The sequence below is a fragment of the Clostridium septicum genome, from assembly GCF_003606265.1.
Taxonomy (GTDB): domain Bacteria; phylum Bacillota; class Clostridia; order Clostridiales; family Clostridiaceae; genus Clostridium; species Clostridium septicum.
In genome coordinates this window covers 3,254,223-3,275,108 of record NZ_CP023671.1, presented here as the reverse complement: position 1 = coordinate 3,275,108, position 20,886 = coordinate 3,254,223, and the positions used below count along the sequence as shown (strand labels likewise).

The following is a 20,886-nucleotide window of genomic DNA, read 5'->3' as shown; positions in this document are numbered from 1 at the left end:
ATTATAAGTTCTTTTATCCTTTTAAGTTTTATTAGTTGTGCAAAAAAAATTATATATCTGATGAAGCAATATCTACAAAAATTTAATGGTATTCTCCTTTAACATCTAAAGATGATTTCCTCAAAGAATTTAACAACAACTACTATAATTTATAGTAGTAGAAATAAAAGTACCCTATAAGATAGTTTTTTTATATTGTCTATCTTATAGAGTATTTTTTATTATTTTAAAATCTATGGATGCTTTTTTATTTCAGTATTCCTGCATCTTGTAACATCCATTCTATATATATGCCATATCCTACATCTGGTTTATTTATTAAAACATGTGTTACTGCACCTATAATTTTATTATTCTGTATAATAGGACTTCCACTCATTCCTTGAACTATTCCACCAGTTTTTTCTAAAAGTTCTTCATCTGTAACTTTTATTACCATACTCTTAGGACCTGCTTCATCTTGTGATAATAGTTTTACAATTTCTATATCATATTCTTTAGGTCCATTTTCATCTAAAGTAGTTATAATTTTAGCTGGTCCTTCTTTAATTTCATTTCTAAAGCCAACTTTTAATGGCTTGCTATACAAAGGATTCACAAAAGGTTCTATAGTAGTCCCAAAAATTCCTGATTGAGTATTTTTCTCTATACTTCCTATATTATCTTTATTACTTGTAAATAAACCTTTTAATTCTCCCGGAGAACCTTTTTCTCCTTTTCTTACACTTATAACTGAAGCTGGAAGTAATTCTCCTTTTTTAATAGTAAATGGCTTATTAGTATCACCATCTGTAATAGGATGACCCAAAGCTCCAAAAGTAGATGATTCTTTGTCAAAAAACGTTAAAGTTCCTATTCCTGCTGTTGAATCTCTTACCCATAAACCTAATTTAAATTCTTCACCTTCTTTTAATAACTGTACTTCTTTTGATTCTGCTTCATTATTTCTTATTAATTCTACATTTATAACTGGTTCCGTATTCTCTTTTATTTTTCTTGCTAAATCTTTAGAGCTTTCAATAGTTTCTCCATTGACTTTTGTTAATATGTCACCTAGCTCTATGCCTGAATTCTTTGCTGGACTTTCAGCCCTACCTTCTGAGGTTTCTATTTCTGAATGTCCTACAACTAGAACTCCTTTAGTAGATAATCTTACTCCTACACTAGTTCCTCCAGGATATACTTCTAAATCATTTACCTTAAATACAGGTATTGTTTTTAGAGGTATTATTCCTAAAAACTCAACTTTTAAATCATCCTGACTATATTTTAGTGTGTTTAGGACACTTGTCTTTGGTATTGAAATATTATCCACGCTTACTTCTTCATTTACATATATTTTTTCTGGCATTTTTTTAATACTAAAGAAAGTAACTAAACCCAGAATCAAGATTGGAGTAATTATAATGCTTAAATATTTTATTTTTTTCCCTGTCATTTTATCTCCTCCTTTGCTTCTGTTTTTAATTTTCCCTTATAAAGTTTTTATATGCTGTAGGAACTTTGTAATAAGAGTTAAATATTTTAAAGTACTTGATTATTAAGATAAAAAAATAAAATCATGGTAAAATACCATGATTTTAGTGTGTACATTTTTTTATATTGTTATGTATTTATTTATATACATTTTTGATTTCATTTTTCTTTATTTCTGCAAGTTTAACCATTTCATCTGCATTTCTTAACGTTACATCTGTTAACTCATCTCCTGATGTCATTTTGGCTATTTCTTTTACTTTATCTTCTTTATTTAAAGTTTTTATTTGTGTAAAAGTTTTTTCATTTTCAACTTTTTTTGAAACAAAATAATGACAATCAGAAAGAGCTGAAATCTGAGGTAAATGAGTAATACATAAAACTTGATGTTTAGTAGATACCTGATACATCTTTTCTCCAACTCTTTTAGCAATTGTGCCACTTATTCCAGTATCTATTTCATCAAATATTAATGTTGGAATCTTGTCCTTATCTACAAAAACACATTTAAGAGCTAGCATTATTCTAGATAATTCTCCACCTGATAATACTTTTTCTAATGATTTTAACGGTTCTCCAGGATTAGTTGAAATTAAAAAAGTTACTTCATCATATCCTCTTGAATTAAAAATTTCTTTAAGAACTACATCAATTTTTATTCTTGATTTCTCTAAGCCCACATAAGCTAATTCTGATTTTATTTTTTCTTCAAGTATTAAAGCTTTTTCACATCTAATTTTGTGCATTTTCTCGCCTAAAATTTTCATTTGTGATAAAACTTTTTCTGATTTTTCTTTTAATTTTAAAATAAGCTCTTCTGAATTTGTTAGTTCATCTTCTTCTACTCTAAGATTATTTAGATATTCTAAAATCTTTTCAACTGATTCCCCATATTTCTTTTTATATAAGCTTATTTCATATATTCTTCCATTAATTATTTCTAGCTCTGCTTCATCATAATGAACTTCTCCCATTAAATCCCTGATTTCCCTTGAAGCCTCTTCCAATATATATAAAGCACCTTCTATTTGCTCTCTTTTCTCTCTTATTTTATCAAAATGTGTTTCAACTGTAGACAATTCATTTACAACTTTTGAAAGCCCATCTATAACAGAAATCCCTTGCATTTGTGCATCTAGTATTTCATAAGATTTGCTAAGGGACATAGATATTTTTTCTGCATTTGATAAAAGATTGAATTCCTCTTTTAAATCTTCCTCTTCTCCTATTTTTAATTTTCCTTTTTCTATATCATCTATTTGAAACTTTATATAATCAATAAGCTTCTCTCTATCATCATTTCCTTTTAAACTAGATATCTTTTCATTGATACTAATATACTCGTCTTTTAAAATAGTATATTTTTCTATTAAAGGATCTATTTCTTCATTACAAAAACTATCTAAGTAATTTATATGACTTGCTCTGTTTAATAAATTTTGATTTTGATGTTGTCCATGAATATCTAATAGTTTTTCTCTAATCTTCTTTAGATATGCAAGAACTATAGATTTACCATTTACTTTTATTATACTTTTTCCTGAAATAGTAGTCTCTCTTGATATTATTAAAACCTCATCTATTTCTATTTCTAGTTCTTTTAATATTTCAAATAAATCCTCATTTTCTATTGAAAATACAGCCTCTACAAAAGTTTTACTTTCTCCATATCTAATTAGATCCTTAGAAAATTTTCCTCCTAAAACATAATCTATTGTATCTATTAATATTGATTTTCCTGCCCCAGTTTCACCTGATAGTATGTTAAAACCTTCTCCAAACTCTACAGAAATATCCTGAATTAGAGCAAAGTTTTTTATATTTAATTGTAATAACATTCTATCCCACCTTTTAACGTATTATAAAATCATTTTTCTTACTCTTGTTACTAATTCTTCTGCCTTTTCTATATTTCTTACCAAAATAAATATAGTATTATCTCCGGCTATAGTACCTGCTACATCAGTATCAAATAATGTATCAATAGCTTCTGCTACAGCATTTGCTGAACCTGTTAAAGTCTTAACTACAACAAATTTATCTACATTTTCTACTGAAACTGCTGCATTAGAAAGAATACTTGCAAGTTTATCATTTATATCTTTTTGTTCTTTTGATGATGCAACATATCTATACTTTCCTGATGCACTTTGCATTTTTATTAATTTTAATATTTTAATATCTCTAGAAACTGTAGCCTGAGTAACATCAAATCCAGCCATTTTCAGTTCTTCTGCTAACTCTTCTTGTGTTTCTATATCTTTACCATTTATTATTTCTAAAATCTTATTATGTCTTTTTGACTTCATGTTAATCACCTTCACATTCTTTTGAATTATTTATTATTTTTGTCCTAAGAACTTTAAAGTAATCATAATCATTAAATAATATTATTTTGGCATACTCTTTAGATTTTTTTACTTTTATAAGAGCTTCATGATTTGATCTTACAGCTTTTTGCCCATCAAAGGTTATATATATTTCCTCTTCTCCATTTTCTGCTTTTATTTCTATCTCACTATCACTATTTAATACTATTGTTTGCATTCCTTTAGTATGTGAACAAATTGGAGTTAATGTAATTACATCTAAATTGGGATAAACAAAAGGCCCTCCTGCTGAAAATGAATATGCAGTTGATCCTGTTGGCGTTCCTACAATTAAACCATCCCCCTTAAAAGTATAATAACGTTTACCGTCTATAAACACATGAAATTTTACCATTCGTGATAAAGTTCCCCTAGCAACTACTACATCATTTAAAGCCTTACATTTATCATTTGCTTCTTGAAGAGAAAACTCACACTCAAGCATTATTCTATTTTCAATCTTATAATTTCCTTCTTTTAAATTCCTAATAGCTTTGCTAATATCTGATATCTCTATACTGGAAATAAAACCCAAATTACCAATATTTATTCCTAGAAGCGGAATATCAGCCTTTCCATTTATTTGCCTAGCAACACCTAATATTGTTCCATCTCCACCTAATACAATGATAAAATCTATATGATTATTAAAATTATAATTTGCTATCTCATAACTATTTAAAACTACTATATTTACATTTTTAAATTCTTTTAAAACTTCTTTTTTTACTTTTTCAATAATTTCACCATTCTTATCCTTAGAAGGATTTATAGCAATTGCAATATTTTTCATACTCCATCCCCTTGTTAAACGAATAATGAACAATGGTATTTATTTCTATCTTTAATTTAAATATAGACGTAAAACTCCAAAACTTTATGTTCCGGAGCTTTTAGATACTTTTATTTTATAATATTACCATAATCTATTAAAGTATTTCATGAGATGCTTCAACAACTCTATCTATATCTTCCATTGTAAAATTACTTTCTTTTTCTTTATCTTTAGTAAAGTATACTAGATATTCAATATTTCCTTCTGGCCCTTTTATTGGTGAATAACTAACCCCTATAATATTGATATTTTCACTGATTAAAAATTCAACTATGTTAGTCACTACTTCTTTATGAACATTTATGTCTCTAACAACACCTTTTTTCCCAACTTTTTCTCTTCCAGCCTCAAATTGAGGTTTTATTAAAGCTACAACTTCGCCATTATCTTTTAATAAATTTAAAGTAGCTGGCATTATTTTTTTTAAAGAAATAAATGAAACATCTATAGAAGCAAAGTCTAACTTTTCTCCAATATCTTCTGGAGTAACATATCTTATATTTGTTCTCTCCATACAAACTACTCTATCATCTGTTCTAAGCTTCCAAGCAAATTGACCATATCCTACATCAACTGAAAATACTTTTCTAGCACCATTTTGTAGCATACAGTCAGTAAATCCTCCAGTGGAAGCTCCTATATCCATGCATACTCTTTCTTCTAAATTTATATCAAATTCCTTCATTGCCTTTTCAAGTTTTAATCCCCCTCTACTAACATAAGGAATCTCTTGACCTTTAAAAATTATATCTGCATCTATATTAACTTTTTCCCCAGCTTTGTCAACTCTATGACCATCTACAAATATTTTTCCAGCCATTATATTAGTTTTTGCTCTTTCTCTTGATGTAAATATTCCTTTATTAACTAAAAGTATATCTAACCTTTCCTTCTTTGCTGACATTTTTCTCTCCTTTATCTTAAAGTTTCAAAATAGATTCTGCAATCCCCTCTGAATCTAGCTTTTCTTCTCTATATAATATTTCTACATTTCCATGAGGAACAAAGTCATCTTTAAATCCTAATGCCTTAAATTTATTATTAAAACCTAAACCATTTATATATGATAAAACATAGCTTCCAAATCCGCCATTAACTAAATTATCTTCTACTGTCACTATGTTATATTTTTTTTCTACAAGTTTACTTAGCATATCTATATCTAATGGTTTTACAAAAGTTGCTGAAATTATTAAAGGATTAATTCCTTTTTCAATAAGTATTTCTCTAGCTTTCATAACATGTTGTGTCATTTTACCAACTGCTATTATAGCTATATTTTCACCACTTGTAATTTCTTCCCATTTGCAATATTTAATTTCTTTTATAGGATTTAATCCTTGGTATGAATCTCCACCTCTAGGGTATCTAATTGCCACAGGCTTATTACTATTTATAGCCCATTCCAACATAATCTCTAAATCATCTAGCTGCTTAGGAGCTAAAACATTCATATTAGGAATTTGACTTAAGTATGATAAATCAAAAATACCTTGATGAGTTTCTCCATCCTCTCCCACTATACCTGCTCTATCTATAGCAAATACAACTGGCAGGTTTTGTATACATACATCATGGATTATTTGATCATATGCCCTTTGTAAAAATGTTGAATAAACTGCAAATACCGGTCTTAAACCTTCACTAGCCATACCTGCTGCTAATGTTGTTGCATGTTCTTCTGCAATTCCTACATCAAAAAATCTATTTGGAAACTCTTTAGAAAATTCCTTTAATCCTGTGCCGTCTGGCATAGCAGCTGTTATAGCAACTACTCTATTATCTTTCTTTGCAAGTTTTATCATTGAATCTCCAAATACTTTTGAATAGTTTCTTGACTTATGAGTATATGCTTCTCCGCTTTCCAAATCAAATGGAGATACTCCATGAAATTTATTTGGATTTTGCTCTGCAAAATCATATCCTTTTCCCTTATTAGTCATAACATGAATAATTACAGGCTCATCAATTTGCTTTGCCTTTTTTAAAACTTCACTCATAAGCTTAAGATTATGACCATCTATTGGTCCTATATACTTTAATCCCATATCTTCAAATAACATTGATGGAACTACAAATTGCTTAACACTATCTTTAAATCTTGATATATAATGTGCTACTTTTTTTCCAGTATCAGAAGCATTTAAAGTAGAATTTATATCTGATTTTAATTTGTTGTATCTTGGTTCCATTCTAAGATTATTTAGGTGTTGTGATAATCCGCCTACATTATGCGCAATTGACATTTGATTATCGTTTAAAATAACAATCATCTTTGTTTTATTAAATCCAACATCATTTAAAGCTTCTAATGCCATCCCTCCTGTTAAGGCTCCATCTCCTATAACTGCTACAATATTATTTTTATTCCCCTTAATATCTCTAGCTCTTGCCATACCTAATGCTGAAGATATAGAAGTACTACTATGACCTGTTTGGAACACATCATATTTACTTTCACATCTCTTAGGAAATCCACTTAAACCTTTAAATTGTCTTAAAGTTTTAAATTCTTCTTTTCTTCCTGTTAATATTTTATGTACATAACTTTGATGTCCAACATCCCAAACAATTTTATCCTCACTTAAATCTAAGTTCCTAAATAAACTAAGGGTAAGCTCTACAACTCCAAGATTTGAAGCTAAATGCCCCCCTGTCTTTGATACACTATCAATTAAAAATTCTCTTATTTCTCCAGCTAAAACTTCTAATTCAACTATAGATAACTTTTTTACATCCTCTGGAGACTTTATCATTTCTAATAATCTTCCCATGTTTAAAACCTTTCCCTCTATTTAATTTTCCCTATTTAATAACTCAAGGGTTAGTTCCTTTACTATTTTTGCATTTACAGAAAGACTATCTAATAAGGAGATACATTCATCAGTTAAAGATTTACACTTGTTTTTACAATAATCTATTCCAAAAATTGAAAGAAAATTAGACTTATCATTATTTTTATCACTTTTGGTATTTTTTCCAAGTTTTTTTACATCTCCAACTTCATCTAATATATCATCTTTTATTTGAAAAGCTAATCCCAACTTTTTCCCAAATTCATTTAATATATCTATATCTTTCTTTGGTGCCTCAGCTAAAATTGCTCCTGAAACTAAAGAAACCCTTATTAATTCTCCTGTTTTCTTTAAATGCATATATTCAAGTTCTTCTTTTGATATTTCTTTCCCTTCATTAATTATATCAACAACCTGACCGCCTATCATGCCTTCTGCACCTGCTGCCTCTGCTATTTCTTTAGCTGCTATTAATGCTCTTTCCCCATTATTTAATGAATAATTCATCATTAAAATCATAGCCTCATTTAAAAGGGTATCTCCTGCTAATACAGCTATATCTTCACCAAATTTTTTATGGTTTGTAGGCATTCCTCTTCTTAAATCGTCATTATCCATACAAGGCAAATCATCGTGTATTAATGAATAAGTATGAATCATCTCTAATGCCGCAGCCATTTCTATTACATCTTTATAACTACCATTATATAACCCATATGTAAGTAATAGCAATATTGGTCTTATTCTTTTTCCACCAACATTTAAACTATAACTAGCTGAATCATATATTATTTTATTATAGCTACCTTTATTATTAAAATAACTACTTAAATATTCATTTATTTCTTTTCTACATTCACTAATCCTCATTTCCAATTGTTGTTTCCACCTCTATATTATCTTTTATTGTTATTAGCTTTCCTTCTAATGAGTTTAAAGTTTTATATAATTTATTTATAAGCTTAACTCCAGCCTCGTATTCTTTCATTGACTCTTCTAAATTCAGTTCATTTTCCTCTAAATTTTTCAAAACATCCTGAAGTTTTTCTAGCATCTCATTATAAGTTTCTTTTTTAGCCATTATATACAACTCCTTATTTTATAGGTGCAAATATCCCTGTTACTGAACCATTTTTAAATAACATACTTATTTCTTTTTCTTCCATTAAATCATCTTTAGATGACAAAATGTTTCCTTCATTGTCTTCAACTATTGAATACCCCTTTTGTAAAACATTAATTGGATTATGAGCTTTAAGTATATTATTTAAAGACTCTATTCTTATTTTCTCATTATTAATTTTATTTACAATACTTTGGTTTAATCTATTTTTTAGAGTATCTACCTCTAAATAACTATTTGCAACCCTAGATATTGGACTATTTAAATTTAATATTTTACTTAGATTTTTCATTCTATTCTTTTCTTGTAAAATATTAATTTCTATTAACTCATCCAACCTATTTTTTATATTGTTTAAACTATTTTTTATCTCACTTTCAATTGGAACTACTATCTCGGCAGCTTGAGATGGTGTTGCAGCTCTTAAATCACTTACAAAATCTGATATTGTATAATCTACCTCATGGCCTACTGCTGAAACTACTGGTATATTTGACTTAAATATTTCAATAGCTAATTCCTCTTCATTAAAATTCCAAAGTTCTTCTAAAGATCCTCCACCTCTTCCCAATATTATAACATCAACATTTTTTTTATTGTTAAAAAATTTTAAACCTTTTATTATACTTTTGTAAGCATCAATTCCTTGAACATTAGCTGGAAATAAAACTATATCAATCATTTTATTTCTTCTTCTTGTAACATTTATTATATCTTTAATAACAGCGCCTGTTTCAGAGGTTATAACTCCTACCCTTAGTGGCATAGAAGGCATTGGCTTTTTATATTCTTCATCAAAATATCCTTCTTTTAATAATTTTTCTTTTAACTTTTCAAACTTTATATATAATTCTCCAACTCCGTCTTTTTCAATATCCTCTATATAAAGTTGTAGTGAACCATTACCTGGATAAATAGAGCATCTACATTTAACAGTAACTTCCATACCCTCTTCTAATTCAAAATGTAAATCTATAGCTCTATTTCTAAACATTATACAATTTAGTTTACCATTAGAATCCTTTAATGAAAAATATATATGTCCACTTGTATGGTATTTTAAATTAGAAATTTCTCCTTTTACAGAAAGATTATTTAAAATAAAATCATTATCTAAAGTTTTCTTTATATAATTATTTACTTCTGAAACTGACAATGTCTTAATTTTCATTGTTTTCCATAGCCTCACATGCATTTTTTATTAATAATGTAGTTGTTAATGCTCCAACCCCACCTGGAACTGGTGTAACAAATGATGCTAAATCAATAACATCTTCAAAATCAACATCTCCTGTTATTTTCCCTTCAAATGATGAAGTTCCAACATCTATTACAATAGCACCTTCTTTTATGTATTTCTTATTTATAAATTTAGGTTTACCTATTGCTACTATAAGTATGTCTGCCCTTTTACATACACTTTTTAAATCTTTAGTTTTTGAGTGACAAATTGTAACTGTTGTATTTTTATTTAATAATAATTGTGCAACTGGTTTTCCAACTATATTACTTCTTCCAAGAACAACTACTTCTAACCCTTGCAAATCTATATTTAAACTTTCTAATAGAGTTACTACTGAATTAGGTGTACACGGTAAAAATCCTTTTTCACCCATATATAGTTTACCTTGACTTTCGTATGTTAAACAATCTATATCCTTTTTAGGTGATATAGATGCTATTACTTTTTTCTCATTGAAATTTTTAGGTAAAGGTAACTGAAGAATTATACCTTGAATACTTTTATCTTTATTTAACTTTTCTATAATATTTATAAGATTATTTTCTGCTATAGTATCTTCTAAAATTATCTTTTCAAAATCACAGTTTAATGAATTAGCAACCTTCTCTTGATTATTCATATAATAAATTGAACCACCATCATTACCAACTAATATAGATGCTATCTTAGGTCTTTTCAATCCTTTATTTTCTCTCTCATTTATATACTCTTTAATATTTTCTTTTACTTTTAAAGCAATTTCTTTACCATTTATTATTTGTCCCATAAACAAGACCCCCTTACACCTAAATATTAATTATATACTTTTTAAAGCTTTATCTAGTACTCCATTTATAAACGCAACACTTTTTTCATCTGAATATTTTTTTGTTACTTCTATAGCTTCATTTATAGCTACTTTATTTGGAACATCTTCTAAAAACATCATTTCTGCTATAGCTATTCTTAAAATAGTTAGGTTAACTTTTGAGATTCTTTCTATTTTCCAATTTGTTAAAGATTTTTCTATTTTTTCATCTATTACTTCTAAGTTTTTTTCTACCTTTTCTAATATACCTTTTATGTACTCTAAATCTATGGTTTTTAATTTCATTTCATAATCTTCTTTGAAAGTTTCTATAGTTTCTTCTAGAGTATTTTTACTTAACGTCATTCCAAAAAGTAACTCCATTGCTATTTCTCTTGATCTCTTTCTATTCATTTTATCCTCCTATGTATTTACATACTTATATTATTGACTTATAAAAAATGTGTTAATCATGTATATACTACAATAAATTTCTTTAAAGCACAAGGAAACACCCTCTGAAAGTCAGAGGGTGAAATTAGTCTTCCTTACATTCTTCTTTTTCTTTTTTAGGTAAGTAAATGCTTTGAACACTTATGTTTACAGAATCTACTTTTAATCCCGTCATTGCTTCTACAGTTTTCTTTACATTTTCTTGTACAGCCTTAACCACTTCTGGTATTTTAATTCCATACTCTACAGCAACATTTAAATCTATTACAGCGCTGTCTTCACCTAACGTAACTTTAACATTTCTTCCTACAGCTTTCTTACCTTTTAATAAATGTGATATGTTATTAGAAACGGCTTGCTGCCCTTCAACTATACCTTCTATTTCACTAGCAGCAATCCCAGCTATTACACTTACTACTTCATCTGAAATTTTCACAATTCCAAGGTTTGTGTCATTGTTCATACTTTCCATTCACTTTACCCTCCTTGAGGTTTTGCATTTAGCAAAACTCATTTTTCTTATGTTTATTATATCAAACCAATTGTTAGATTACAACGGAATTATTTCTTTTCAATTATTACATCACTTATTGATGAAATATCTTCAACAATTTCTTGAATAACTGCGTTATCAGCATCTGAAACCTCATTTGCTTTAACTATTACTCTAACATTGTTTCCTTGTATAAAGCATAGTGCATCTTCAAATCCTTTGTTTTTAATACTTAACTCAATTCTTCCTTCTTTATCTTCTAACATTGTCTTTTCTGTTAATTCGTTAGTTGCTACATCTTTTTGTTGTTGTGAAGTATTTGCATCAGCGATTATAGCATTTAATTGTTGCTTAGTTGCTGCTGCTTGCTGTTCTTTTTCACTTCTTATGTTATAAAAACTATCTTGAGTACTTAAAGTTTGTTCATCTTTTTTATCATTCTTTTCTTCTTTTTTGCTTTCATCCTTCTTATTTCCATCATCTTTCTTATCTGCAACTGTATCCCCTGATAATACTTGACTAAAGTCTGTTGGATCAGTTAACCCGTTTTTATTTAGTTTTGCTGATAATACTCCTACACATACTATAAGAGCCATTAGTGTGAAAATAATTCCAAATTGTTTTTTTGTCATAATGATTTCCCCCCATCTACTTTCTTTTAAATTATATGCTAATTTTTCATAGGATATACATTAACTTTATCCAATGAAATTCCATATAAGCTTGAAATTGCTGTTTGTATATCATATTTAATTTTACTATTGTCAGCACCTTCAGCTACTATTACAATACCTGTTATTTTAGGTTTATATGTTTTTAAAATGAATGGCTCATTTTCTGATCCATTTCCACTCATAACCACCTGACTGCCATCATTTTTTTGAGTATTTACTCTTTTCCCGCCATCTTTGTCTGATTCTTCTGTTTTAGATACTTGCGTATTTTCATTAATAGCTGGAACCTTTACTTCGCTACTTTCAAAGTACATCATTACATCAACTACTCCAACTCCATCCATTTTAGTTAATATTTCTTTAAGTTCCTTCTTTTGTACTTCTTCATAATCTAAAATTTCCTTAGGTGTATTTGATGTATCTTTATTATTTGCTTCTGATATACTTGGACCATCAGTTGCTTTAGCTTCTTTTTTTCTATTAGTAGATAAAAAGCTAATTGCAAGTAAAACAAAGGCAATAACTAAAGCTATACTTACGATATTTAGAAATTTAGGATTACTTAAGATACTGGTTAATTCCTTTTTAAAATTATCTTTCCCCATTCTCTCCCTCCTATCTATCAATACTATATATCTCTATCTTATCTTCATGTACATTTAAGACTTCTTTTAAGTATTTTTTTATTACTTCTTCATCTTCTACTTCATTATCAGAAGCCAAAGCTTCACTTGATTCATCTTTTGTATTTATTTCAATCTTTTGTACATTTTTTATAGAATCATCCTTTACTCCTATTGATACTTTATCTATTGAGCACGTCATATTCTCTAAATCCATTTTACAAACAACTTCACTTTTAAAATCTTTATTCTTAAACTTATCCTTTAAAATCTTTTCACAATTTTTTTCAATATTTTTAGTAAAGGCTTTTTCTCTTGAATCATTTTTATACTTATCTATTTTTTCTCCTGTATTAGAATATTCTTCTCCATACTTTGCTATGGTATTTGTTATTTGTTTTTCTCCTTTGGATATTAGAGATATAATCGGTGTAAGCATTACTGATATTAGTATTAAACCTAAAACAAATTTTAAATATTTTTTCATACTGTTATCTGGTGTTATTAGCTCTATGGCTGTCATTAGTATAAGCATTGTTACTAACGTTATTATAAAGTTTTTTAACGTATCCATACTCTATCCCCCTATAACAAACTTTCCTGCTGATGCCATTATTGCAATTAATATAAAAAACATTATGCTAACAGATATTACAGTTGACATTATGAGTATTAACGCATCTCCTGCAGCTGCTATTGAATCAGTTATTCTTTTTTCACCTATTGGTTCTACTAAAGCTGCTGTTAATTTATAAACTAAAGAAATTAATGCTAATTTAATTATTGGATATATCATTAGTAATACTATTATAATTAACCCTATAGAACTAACTGCATTTTTTATTATTAATGAATATCCTGCAACTGTTGCTATAGCGTCTGAAAAAGCTTTACCTACTATTGGAATAAAATTATCAACTGCAAATTTGGCTGTTTTTAAAGTTACTGCATCTATAGTTGATGAAGTTATACCTCTTATTGTTAATAGTGCAATAAACACTGTTAATATAAAACCTTGAAGCACTATTATTGTTTGTTTCATTAATTTGCATAGGTTATCTATTTTATATTCTGTTGATATATTATTTGCAAACTGAAGTACAAATGTCATTAATATCAAAGGGATTATTATATTTAAGTATATTCTTGGAATTATAAATGTAGCACCAAGAATTATAGGATCCATAGTTACTGCTTGCGTAAAACCTCCTGCTGTTCCAAGCATCATAACTAAAATTGGTAGTAATGCTGCCATAAAATCTGATATTTTGATTATTACATCCTTTGCTAATTCTATAGAAATAAGAAAACTTTTAGATAATATAACTATTAATAATGCATAGCACGCAAAAAAGGCTATGTTTGAAATATTTTCATTTGAAAAAGACCTTTGTAAATTTTTTAATAATGAACAAATAATAGAAATAACTATAATACTTAATGTTAAAGATAAAACTACTTTTACTTCTTTGAAAAGAAAGCTTGTTACTGCTTGGGCTATTTTTTTTAATGATAAATTCCCATCACCTGATTTAATATAATTTTTTATATATTCAACTGGATCTAGTTCATTTATTAATTCAACATCTGATTTCATATTGTTTATATAACTATATAATCCACTAAGCTTTTCTTCTACTTCTTTATCTTTTAGAAGTTCTTCTCCTTGACTATTTTCATCATATTGTTTATTTATTGTATCTTCATTTAAATTAGCTTCACTTTGAGCATATACTGTTTTAAAAGAAGGCACACTACTTAAGAATAAACCTAGTAAAATTATAATTATAATTTTTCCTGTTAACTTTTTTATCTTCTCCATATTAAACACCTATAATATCTGTAATATTGATTCTAATACTGCCATTAGAATCGGTATTGCCAAAGCTAAAATTAATATCTTACCTGAAAATTCTACTTTAGAAGCTATACTGCTTGCGCCTGCATCCTTGCATATTTCACTACAAAAAGATGTTAAGTAAGCTATTGCTAAAATTTTAAGAACTATCCCTATATAAATCATATCTATATTTGCCTTTTCAGCAATATCATTTACAAAGTATATAACATTACTAAGTTGACCAGCTATAAATAAAAATATAGTTACTCCAACTGCCACAGATATTAAAACTGCAACATCACTTCTTCTATCTTTAAAAATCATAAATAGAAATAATCCTATAAATGCAAATGATACTATTTTTATAATTTCCATATTAATCACCTATAGCATAAACATAGTCTTTATTGTGTTAAATAAGTTATCTATAAGTCCAACTAACGTAATTAGAATTATCACAATTCCTGCTATATTAGTTATTACTGCAACATCATCTTTCCCACTACTTTTTAAAACTTTATCAAGGACCACTAACAATATTCCCATGGCACCTATTTTAAATATGATTCCTACATCTAGCATTAATAAATTCCCCCTTTTATATTAAGAATAGGCTAAGCATTGCGCCAATACAAACTCCTAAAACTCTATACATTTTTGTGTTTTTACTTGCTATAAGCTCTGAAACTTTACAATTGACCTTTATATTTTCTATTGCCAAATTAAAAATTTTATCTTGTCCATATACCCCAGATTCTCCAAGTGATTTTAAAAAATCCGATATTACACGCTTATCTTCATCAATTATTTTAAAATTATGTTTTTCTTTCTTATACTCTTCATTAAAAGCTTCATAAACACTTTTACTTTCACCTTTTACTAAATTCTCTGATACTTTTAAAAGTAAATTTCTTAAAGGATAATCTACTTTAAGTGCAACATATCTAATAGCTTCTGGTAAAGGCGTGTTAGTATACATAACTTCATTATTTAAAAGAAGTATACCTTTTAATATTTCATTTAGTTGGCTATTTCTCTTTTTAAAATTCTCTCCGTAATAAAATCCTATGTAGGTACATGCTAAAAATATTATTAAAATTGATATTATTTTAAGCATTTTAAGTTCCCCTCCATTCCTACTTCATATATATTCTCTAATGTGCCAACACCTTTTCGGTTACTTAATATAATTATTCTATCTAAAATAGAACATTCTAACATTTCTTTAAATACTTTTCTTCTGTAAATATCCTCTATACAATATCCATGTAAAGTAACAACTACATTTACTCCTGAATTAAAGGCCATCTGTAATGCTTCTATATCTCCTTTAGTTCCTATTTCATCACAAATTAACACTTCTGGAGATAAACTTCTAATTGCCATTATCATACCTTCTCTTTTTAAGCAATTATCAAGAACATCACTTCTTATCCCTACATCCATTTGAGGAACCCCATTAAAACTTCCTGCAATTTCACTTCTTTCATCTATTATGCATACCTTTTTTCCTTTTAAATCCCTAATATACATTCCTGATGATATATTTCTTGCTATATCTCTTAATATGGTTGTCTTACCACATTTAGGTGGTGAAACTATTAAGGTATTAAATACTCTATCTTTTTCTGTTATATATCTCATAACTTCATTAGAGCACCCTTTAACTTCTCTACAGATTCTAAAATTTAAAGAAGAAATATTTTTAATAGTCCTTATTGTTCCAGAAACAAATACACATTCACCTGCAATACCTATTCTATGCCCACCTCTTATAGTTATATAACCTTGTTTTATTTCTTCTTCATATGCATATAAAGAATAATTCGAAATTTTTACAAGTGTTTGTTTTATATCTTCTGTAGTAGCTACATAACTTAATACTTCTTCTCCTTTAAATGTATAAACTATTACTGGTTTACCAATTTTAATTCTTATCTCTTGAATTGAATTTTTTAAAGTACTATCTCTTAATATATTTCCGATTTTTAATGGTAAAACTTTAAAAACCTCTTCTTCTCCAGTCACATTTATCACTTCCTTTTCTAATGTTCTTTTATAAATCTTTATTGCTCACTATCAAATAATATTCATACTTATAATTAAATATGTAAAATATTTATAAAAAAAATTAAGCCCATATGTTTATTTGTTATAAAAAATAAACATATGGGCTTATTTATATTATTTAATATTCTTCTTACAAAAAGGACAAGGAACTGTTTTGTTTTTTTCTAAAATTTCTTTTTCTATAAACATAGGTTTATTACAATTAACACAATTAATTTCAATATATTCATCTTCAAAATCATCTAATTCATCAAAAGAAACTTCTTCAAAAAGCTCTTCTTGTAAATCAGTCAAGTCTTCATCCATATATTGAACATTCTCTTCTAAATACTCCTGTTTTACTAAAACTTCTTCTACTTTATCTGAAAGAGCATCTAATATGGATGATATGTTATTAAATAAATCCTTATATTCTTTATCTTGTACTAAATTTAACTTTCCTTTAAACAATTGAATATCACTTTTTATTTGTTGCATTTTCACACATCCTTAATTTAAAATACTACATTATATTATAATTATAACCTATATCTTACTATAAATATCAAATTATTTTTAAAAAAAATGCTAAGTTACTTAAAACTTAGCATTTTCTATAGGATTATACTCTTTCCATATATTCCCCAGTTCTAGTATCTACTCTTATAGTATCTCCTTCATTAACGAACATAGGAACGTTAACAACCGCACCTGTTTCTAAAGTTGCTGGTTTCATTGCATTTGTAGCTGTATTTCCTTTTATTCCTGGATCAGCTTGTGTTATTAATAATTCAACAAAGTTTGGTGCTTCTACTGAGAAAGCTTCACCTTTGTAAAATTTAATTATTGCAAACATATTTTCTTTTAAAAATTTTATAGCATCTTCAACTTTTTCATAGTTTAAAGGTATTTGTTCAAAAGTTTCTTGATCCATGAAGTAATATAATTCTCCATCTGAATAAAGATATTGCATTTCTTTTCTTTCAATTACTGCTTCTTGTAATTTTGCAGTTGGATTAAATGTAGTATCTGTAACTCCACCTGAGATAACATTTCTTAACTTTGTTCTAACAAAGGCAGCACCTTTACCAGGTTTAACATGTAAAAAATCAATTACTGTGTAAACTTGTCCTTCGTGTTCGAAAGTTGTACCTTTTCTTAAATCTCCTGCTGATATCATATAATATCCCTCCAAAAATAACTTTTATTCATTATTTATTATAACCTATAGGTTAATTAACTAATCATTTTTATTATACCTTTGTGACATAACAAAAATATTTTATCAAAATTAAGAAATAAATGCAATTATTTAATCTAACTTTAATGCTATAATAGTGAATTTATTTACTTTTTAGAGTTAAATTTAACATAGCATTATAATTTTCATAATAAAAATCATAGTTTTTTATGTAAAATTTATTTAGATTATTTAAATTATATAATATATTCTCTATGCCACTTAATTTTAACGTTATAATCCATCCATCTTTTTCCTTAAAATATTCCTCTATAGAATAATTTTTAAGTCGTTCTAAGTTACTTTCTATCTCTTTAATAGATTTAACTTCTTTAACTTCTTTAAATACTTCTATATCTTCCTCTTGTGCTTTAAAAGTATGTACCCACAAATATCCTACTTGCATTATTGTAATTAAAACAATAATATTCGTTAAATAAAATCTCTTTTTCATATTTTTTAATCTATCCCCTTATTGAAACTAAAAATTCATTATTCTCTAATTTCTTTATATTTTCTATTATAAAGCTTTCTGTTGATTCTATACTGTATAGTTTTTCTTTTCCATTTACAAGTATTTCTCCAGATCCATTTTTTATTTTCAAATGTTTTATGTCTTTATCAATTTCACTTATTATATTTTTAATTTTTTCGCTAGAAAATTCTTCTTCTATATTGCTTTCTTCTATAATTAAATCTTCTTTTACAAAAAAATTATTTATAGTTAATGGAAATACAATAATATTTAATATTATTAGCAATAACAACCCTTTACTTCTATCTCTTTTTAATCTTAACTCTTTTTCTTTAAAATAACTTTTTGGTATAAAATTTTTGTTTTCTACATAACTTTTCATTTATTATATCTCCCACATTCAAATATTTTACATATTTTTCTTTTATATAACTATCTATTTTTTCTAGCTCTATATTTTTATCTAATATAATCAAATTATCATTCTTAATACCACTTTCAATTACCTCATTTAAATTATTAATTTTATCCCATATATAACATTTTACTATTATATTGTTATGTATATTTAAAACATAATATTTACCTCTAAATTCTGTAATTGATATAAAATTTCTAAACTTTTTTATTTTTTTATTTATAAAATCCTTTATTATAAATTGCATTGGATGTACTTTTAATTTATTTACTTTAGTTCCTAATTTTCTTACTAAGTTTCCTTGTTTTATTGAGTATATATATACTATATTTTCACTCTTAACATATTCGTAATGAAAAAGCATATTTTCATTAACCAAAAATTCTTTTTCTATAGTTTCATTTATAAATTCCTCAATATCTCTTTCACTAGTATTAACCTTAAATTTTTTTATAAGTAATGCTTCATCTATTATAATTATTTTTAAATTTTTACCTACATCTTTTAAAAGATCTCTTTCATTGCTTTTACTATATTTATTACCTTTATATGTATATATATCATCTTCTATTTCTAATATATTTTTCATAAAAACCTCATTTCTTTTATTATCAAAAAAACTTTGTTTCATAATATTTAGGAGTAAGCATTATAAATTCAATTTCATTACTTTCTTTTAATTTTGTCTCTATACCTATGCGCCTTTTATTGCTACTTTTTACTTCCTCTATATAAGTTTTATCTCTAGTTAACACTAAAGATAAATTCTTATTTTGCGAGTATTTAATTATAAATTTAAAATCTTCTCCTTGTATATTATTATTTTCATTTAATATTTTCTCTTTAATTTTGATTTTTACTTCATCTTCTTTATTAACAAAAATAATAGCTTCCATTAATAATTTTTCTTCATTTAATGTTAAAGTTTTAATATCTTCTGCAATATAATAAACATTAGATTTTTTAATGTTATTTATAATTATTTTATTTAATATTAATGAAAAAAATAAAACTATAAGTAAAACTCCTAAAGACTCAATAATTACAAAACCTTTCTTCTTAGCTTTTATCTTTTCTATTATATGCATTGAATTCTTGTATCTCCCGTAGCATGTTTTATTAATACATAAAAAATATTTATCTTTTTTATCACTTTAAACTCTTCTACATTCTTTAATATAAAATTTAATCCTGTATCATTTCTACTTTCTAATATAAGCTCCTTTTTATTATTTAACCTTATTATTTTTTCTTTCTTTAATTTATCATTGTTCACATCTTGAAAATAAATTATTTTTATACTAGAATTTCTTCCATTAATATCTTCATTGAAAATTATTTTATCTATCATAAATTCATTTGATAAACGTGCTATAGTTAATGATGCATCATCTACAAAGTTCATTTTCATACTTATATTTTCTAACTTTTTATATTTATCATATAAAGATATAACTAATTTAAGTGTCATAGTTGTTATTAAAGTTGAAATAAATAATACTACCATTATTTCTATCAGTGTATATCCTTTTTCTTTTTTATGATTCCATCCAAAAGCTTTTGTAAAATTCTCTATTTTCATTCACTTCAAATCCTCCTACATCCACAGTTATATTTACTCTGTATTTATATAAGAAACTAACATCTTTATTTATATTATCCTCTTTATTATCATTAACCCTAGTAATTTCAATTTCATCTCCTATTTCCATATCAATTAAATTAATCTTTAATAAATCTAGCATAAAATTTTCATAATACTTAAGTTTAAAAGATCCTTTATCTAAAATTTCATTTATTTCTTCTAAGGTATAATTATATTTAATTTCATTCATAATATTATAAGACACTCTACTTAATTCTTCTTTAACCTTCCTTATCTTTAATGACTTTTCTGCCGATATAACTGAACTTAATACTATACTGCCACTTATAATTAGAAACATCATTGCTACTAAAGTTTCTATTATTAAACTTCCTTTTTTCCTCATAA

General features: G+C 26.5%; 28 protein-coding genes. All 28 read right to left on the bottom strand.

What is annotated here, in order from left to right:
• Positions 1-247: 247 nt before the first annotated feature.
• The 28 genes from spoIVB to CP523_RS15000 all read right to left on the bottom strand — a co-directional run bounded on the left by spoIVB (position 248) and on the right by CP523_RS15000 (position 20,884).
• A complete protein-coding gene (gene spoIVB / locus CP523_RS15135; protein WP_066676004.1) occupies positions 248-1,438 on the bottom strand; it encodes a SpoIVB peptidase in 1,191 nt (396 codons plus the stop codon).
• A 175-nt stretch (positions 1,439-1,613) separates the two neighbouring features.
• Complete coding sequence (gene recN, locus CP523_RS15130) at positions 1,614-3,314, bottom strand: DNA repair protein RecN (protein WP_066676005.1); 1,701 nt, start codon at positions 3,312-3,314, stop codon at positions 1,614-1,616.
• Between the two features lie 21 nt (positions 3,315-3,335).
• Entirely contained in the window at positions 3,336-3,785 is a 450-nt protein-coding gene (locus CP523_RS15125) for an arginine repressor (RefSeq protein ID WP_066676006.1), read from the bottom strand.
• Between the two features lies 1 nt (position 3,786).
• Positions 3,787-4,638, bottom strand: coding sequence for an NAD(+)/NADH kinase (locus CP523_RS15120; RefSeq protein WP_066676010.1), 852 nt, complete (start codon positions 4,636-4,638; stop codon positions 3,787-3,789).
• A gap of 136 nt (positions 4,639-4,774) precedes the next feature.
• On the bottom strand, positions 4,775-5,584 hold the full coding sequence (locus tag CP523_RS15115) for a TlyA family RNA methyltransferase (RefSeq protein WP_066676012.1): 810 nt from the start codon (positions 5,582-5,584) through the stop codon (positions 4,775-4,777).
• A 16-nt stretch (positions 5,585-5,600) separates the two neighbouring features.
• Positions 5,601-7,454, bottom strand: coding sequence for a 1-deoxy-D-xylulose-5-phosphate synthase (dxs, locus tag CP523_RS15110; protein ID WP_066676014.1), 1,854 nt, complete (start codon positions 7,452-7,454; stop codon positions 5,601-5,603).
• A gap of 21 nt (positions 7,455-7,475) precedes the next feature.
• Positions 7,476-8,345, bottom strand: coding sequence for a polyprenyl synthetase family protein (locus tag CP523_RS15105; protein WP_066676150.1), 870 nt, complete (start codon positions 8,343-8,345; stop codon positions 7,476-7,478).
• Complete coding sequence (gene xseB, locus CP523_RS15100) at positions 8,335-8,556, bottom strand: exodeoxyribonuclease VII small subunit (RefSeq protein WP_066676015.1); 222 nt, start codon at positions 8,554-8,556, stop codon at positions 8,335-8,337. Before xseB ends, CP523_RS15105 begins: the two co-directional genes overlap by 11 nt.
• Before the next feature lie 13 nt (positions 8,557-8,569).
• Positions 8,570-9,769 (bottom strand): exodeoxyribonuclease VII large subunit, encoded by a 1,200-nt coding sequence (gene xseA, locus CP523_RS15095; RefSeq protein ID WP_066676017.1) that lies wholly within the window; start codon positions 9,767-9,769, stop codon positions 8,570-8,572.
• Positions 9,759-10,607: a bifunctional methylenetetrahydrofolate dehydrogenase/methenyltetrahydrofolate cyclohydrolase gene (locus CP523_RS15090; protein WP_066676019.1), complete on the bottom strand. Its 849-nt coding sequence runs from the start codon at positions 10,605-10,607 to the stop codon at positions 9,759-9,761. The genes xseA and CP523_RS15090 overlap by 11 nt, the downstream gene beginning before the upstream one ends.
• Positions 10,608-10,637: 30 nt before the next feature.
• The gene (nusB, locus tag CP523_RS15085; protein WP_066676021.1) at positions 10,638-11,042 is read right to left on the bottom strand and encodes a transcription antitermination factor NusB; all 405 of its coding nucleotides are present in this window, start codon (positions 11,040-11,042) and stop codon (positions 10,638-10,640) included.
• Positions 11,043-11,166: 124 nt separating this feature from the next.
• Positions 11,167-11,553, bottom strand: coding sequence for an Asp23/Gls24 family envelope stress response protein (locus CP523_RS15080; RefSeq protein ID WP_066676023.1), 387 nt, complete (start codon positions 11,551-11,553; stop codon positions 11,167-11,169).
• Between the two features lie 89 nt (positions 11,554-11,642).
• On the bottom strand, positions 11,643-12,206 hold the full coding sequence (locus CP523_RS15075) for a SpoIIIAH-like family protein (RefSeq protein ID WP_066676025.1): 564 nt from the start codon (positions 12,204-12,206) through the stop codon (positions 11,643-11,645).
• 38 nt (positions 12,207-12,244) lie between these two features.
• Positions 12,245-12,853, bottom strand: coding sequence for a stage III sporulation protein AG (gene spoIIIAG / locus CP523_RS15070; protein WP_066676027.1), 609 nt, complete (start codon positions 12,851-12,853; stop codon positions 12,245-12,247).
• A 10-nt stretch (positions 12,854-12,863) separates the two neighbouring features.
• Complete coding sequence (gene spoIIIAF / locus CP523_RS15065) at positions 12,864-13,445, bottom strand: stage III sporulation protein AF (RefSeq protein WP_066676028.1); 582 nt, start codon at positions 13,443-13,445, stop codon at positions 12,864-12,866.
• 3 nt (positions 13,446-13,448) lie between these two features.
• On the bottom strand, positions 13,449-14,693 hold the full coding sequence (gene spoIIIAE / locus CP523_RS15060) for a stage III sporulation protein AE (RefSeq protein WP_066676030.1): 1,245 nt from the start codon (positions 14,691-14,693) through the stop codon (positions 13,449-13,451).
• Positions 14,694-14,702: 9 nt separating this feature from the next.
• Positions 14,703-15,086, bottom strand: coding sequence for a stage III sporulation protein AD (spoIIIAD, locus tag CP523_RS15055; protein ID WP_066676034.1), 384 nt, complete (start codon positions 15,084-15,086; stop codon positions 14,703-14,705).
• A gap of 9 nt (positions 15,087-15,095) precedes the next feature.
• Positions 15,096-15,293, bottom strand: coding sequence for a stage III sporulation protein AC (gene spoIIIAC / locus CP523_RS15050; protein ID WP_066676036.1), 198 nt, complete (start codon positions 15,291-15,293; stop codon positions 15,096-15,098).
• 16 nt (positions 15,294-15,309) lie between these two features.
• The gene (gene spoIIIAB / locus CP523_RS15045; protein WP_066676038.1) at positions 15,310-15,828 is read right to left on the bottom strand and encodes a stage III sporulation protein SpoIIIAB; all 519 of its coding nucleotides are present in this window, start codon (positions 15,826-15,828) and stop codon (positions 15,310-15,312) included.
• The gene (gene spoIIIAA, locus CP523_RS15040) at positions 15,816-16,739 is read right to left on the bottom strand and encodes a stage III sporulation protein AA (RefSeq protein ID WP_066676040.1); all 924 of its coding nucleotides are present in this window, start codon (positions 16,737-16,739) and stop codon (positions 15,816-15,818) included. The genes spoIIIAB and spoIIIAA overlap by 13 nt, the downstream gene beginning before the upstream one ends.
• 156 nt (positions 16,740-16,895) lie before the next feature.
• A complete protein-coding gene (locus tag CP523_RS15035) occupies positions 16,896-17,258 on the bottom strand; it encodes a CD1247 N-terminal domain-containing protein (protein ID WP_066676042.1) in 363 nt (120 codons plus the stop codon).
• A 124-nt stretch (positions 17,259-17,382) separates the two neighbouring features.
• On the bottom strand, positions 17,383-17,940 hold the full coding sequence (gene efp, locus CP523_RS15030) for an elongation factor P (RefSeq protein ID WP_021875815.1): 558 nt from the start codon (positions 17,938-17,940) through the stop codon (positions 17,383-17,385).
• Between the two features lie 163 nt (positions 17,941-18,103).
• Positions 18,104-18,454 carry a hypothetical protein gene (locus tag CP523_RS15025; RefSeq protein ID WP_066676044.1) on the bottom strand — a complete coding sequence of 117 codons (351 nt, stop codon included), beginning with the start codon at positions 18,452-18,454 and terminating at the stop codon, positions 18,104-18,106.
• Positions 18,455-18,464: 10 nt separating this feature from the next.
• On the bottom strand, positions 18,465-18,857 hold the full coding sequence (locus CP523_RS15020; protein ID WP_066676046.1) for a hypothetical protein: 393 nt from the start codon (positions 18,855-18,857) through the stop codon (positions 18,465-18,467).
• Positions 18,808-19,482: a hypothetical protein gene (locus CP523_RS15015; RefSeq protein WP_066676048.1), complete on the bottom strand. Its 675-nt coding sequence runs from the start codon at positions 19,480-19,482 to the stop codon at positions 18,808-18,810. Before CP523_RS15015 ends, CP523_RS15020 begins: the two co-directional genes overlap by 50 nt.
• A gap of 22 nt (positions 19,483-19,504) precedes the next feature.
• Positions 19,505-19,981 (bottom strand): hypothetical protein, encoded by a 477-nt coding sequence (locus CP523_RS15010; RefSeq protein WP_066676050.1) that lies wholly within the window; start codon positions 19,979-19,981, stop codon positions 19,505-19,507.
• Positions 19,972-20,475: a type II secretion system protein gene (locus CP523_RS15005; RefSeq protein WP_066676052.1), complete on the bottom strand. Its 504-nt coding sequence runs from the start codon at positions 20,473-20,475 to the stop codon at positions 19,972-19,974. Before CP523_RS15005 ends, CP523_RS15010 begins: the two co-directional genes overlap by 10 nt.
• A complete protein-coding gene (locus tag CP523_RS15000) occupies positions 20,432-20,884 on the bottom strand; it encodes a hypothetical protein (RefSeq protein ID WP_066676054.1) in 453 nt (150 codons plus the stop codon). The genes CP523_RS15005 and CP523_RS15000 overlap by 44 nt, the downstream gene beginning before the upstream one ends.
• Positions 20,885-20,886 lie beyond the last annotated feature (2 nt).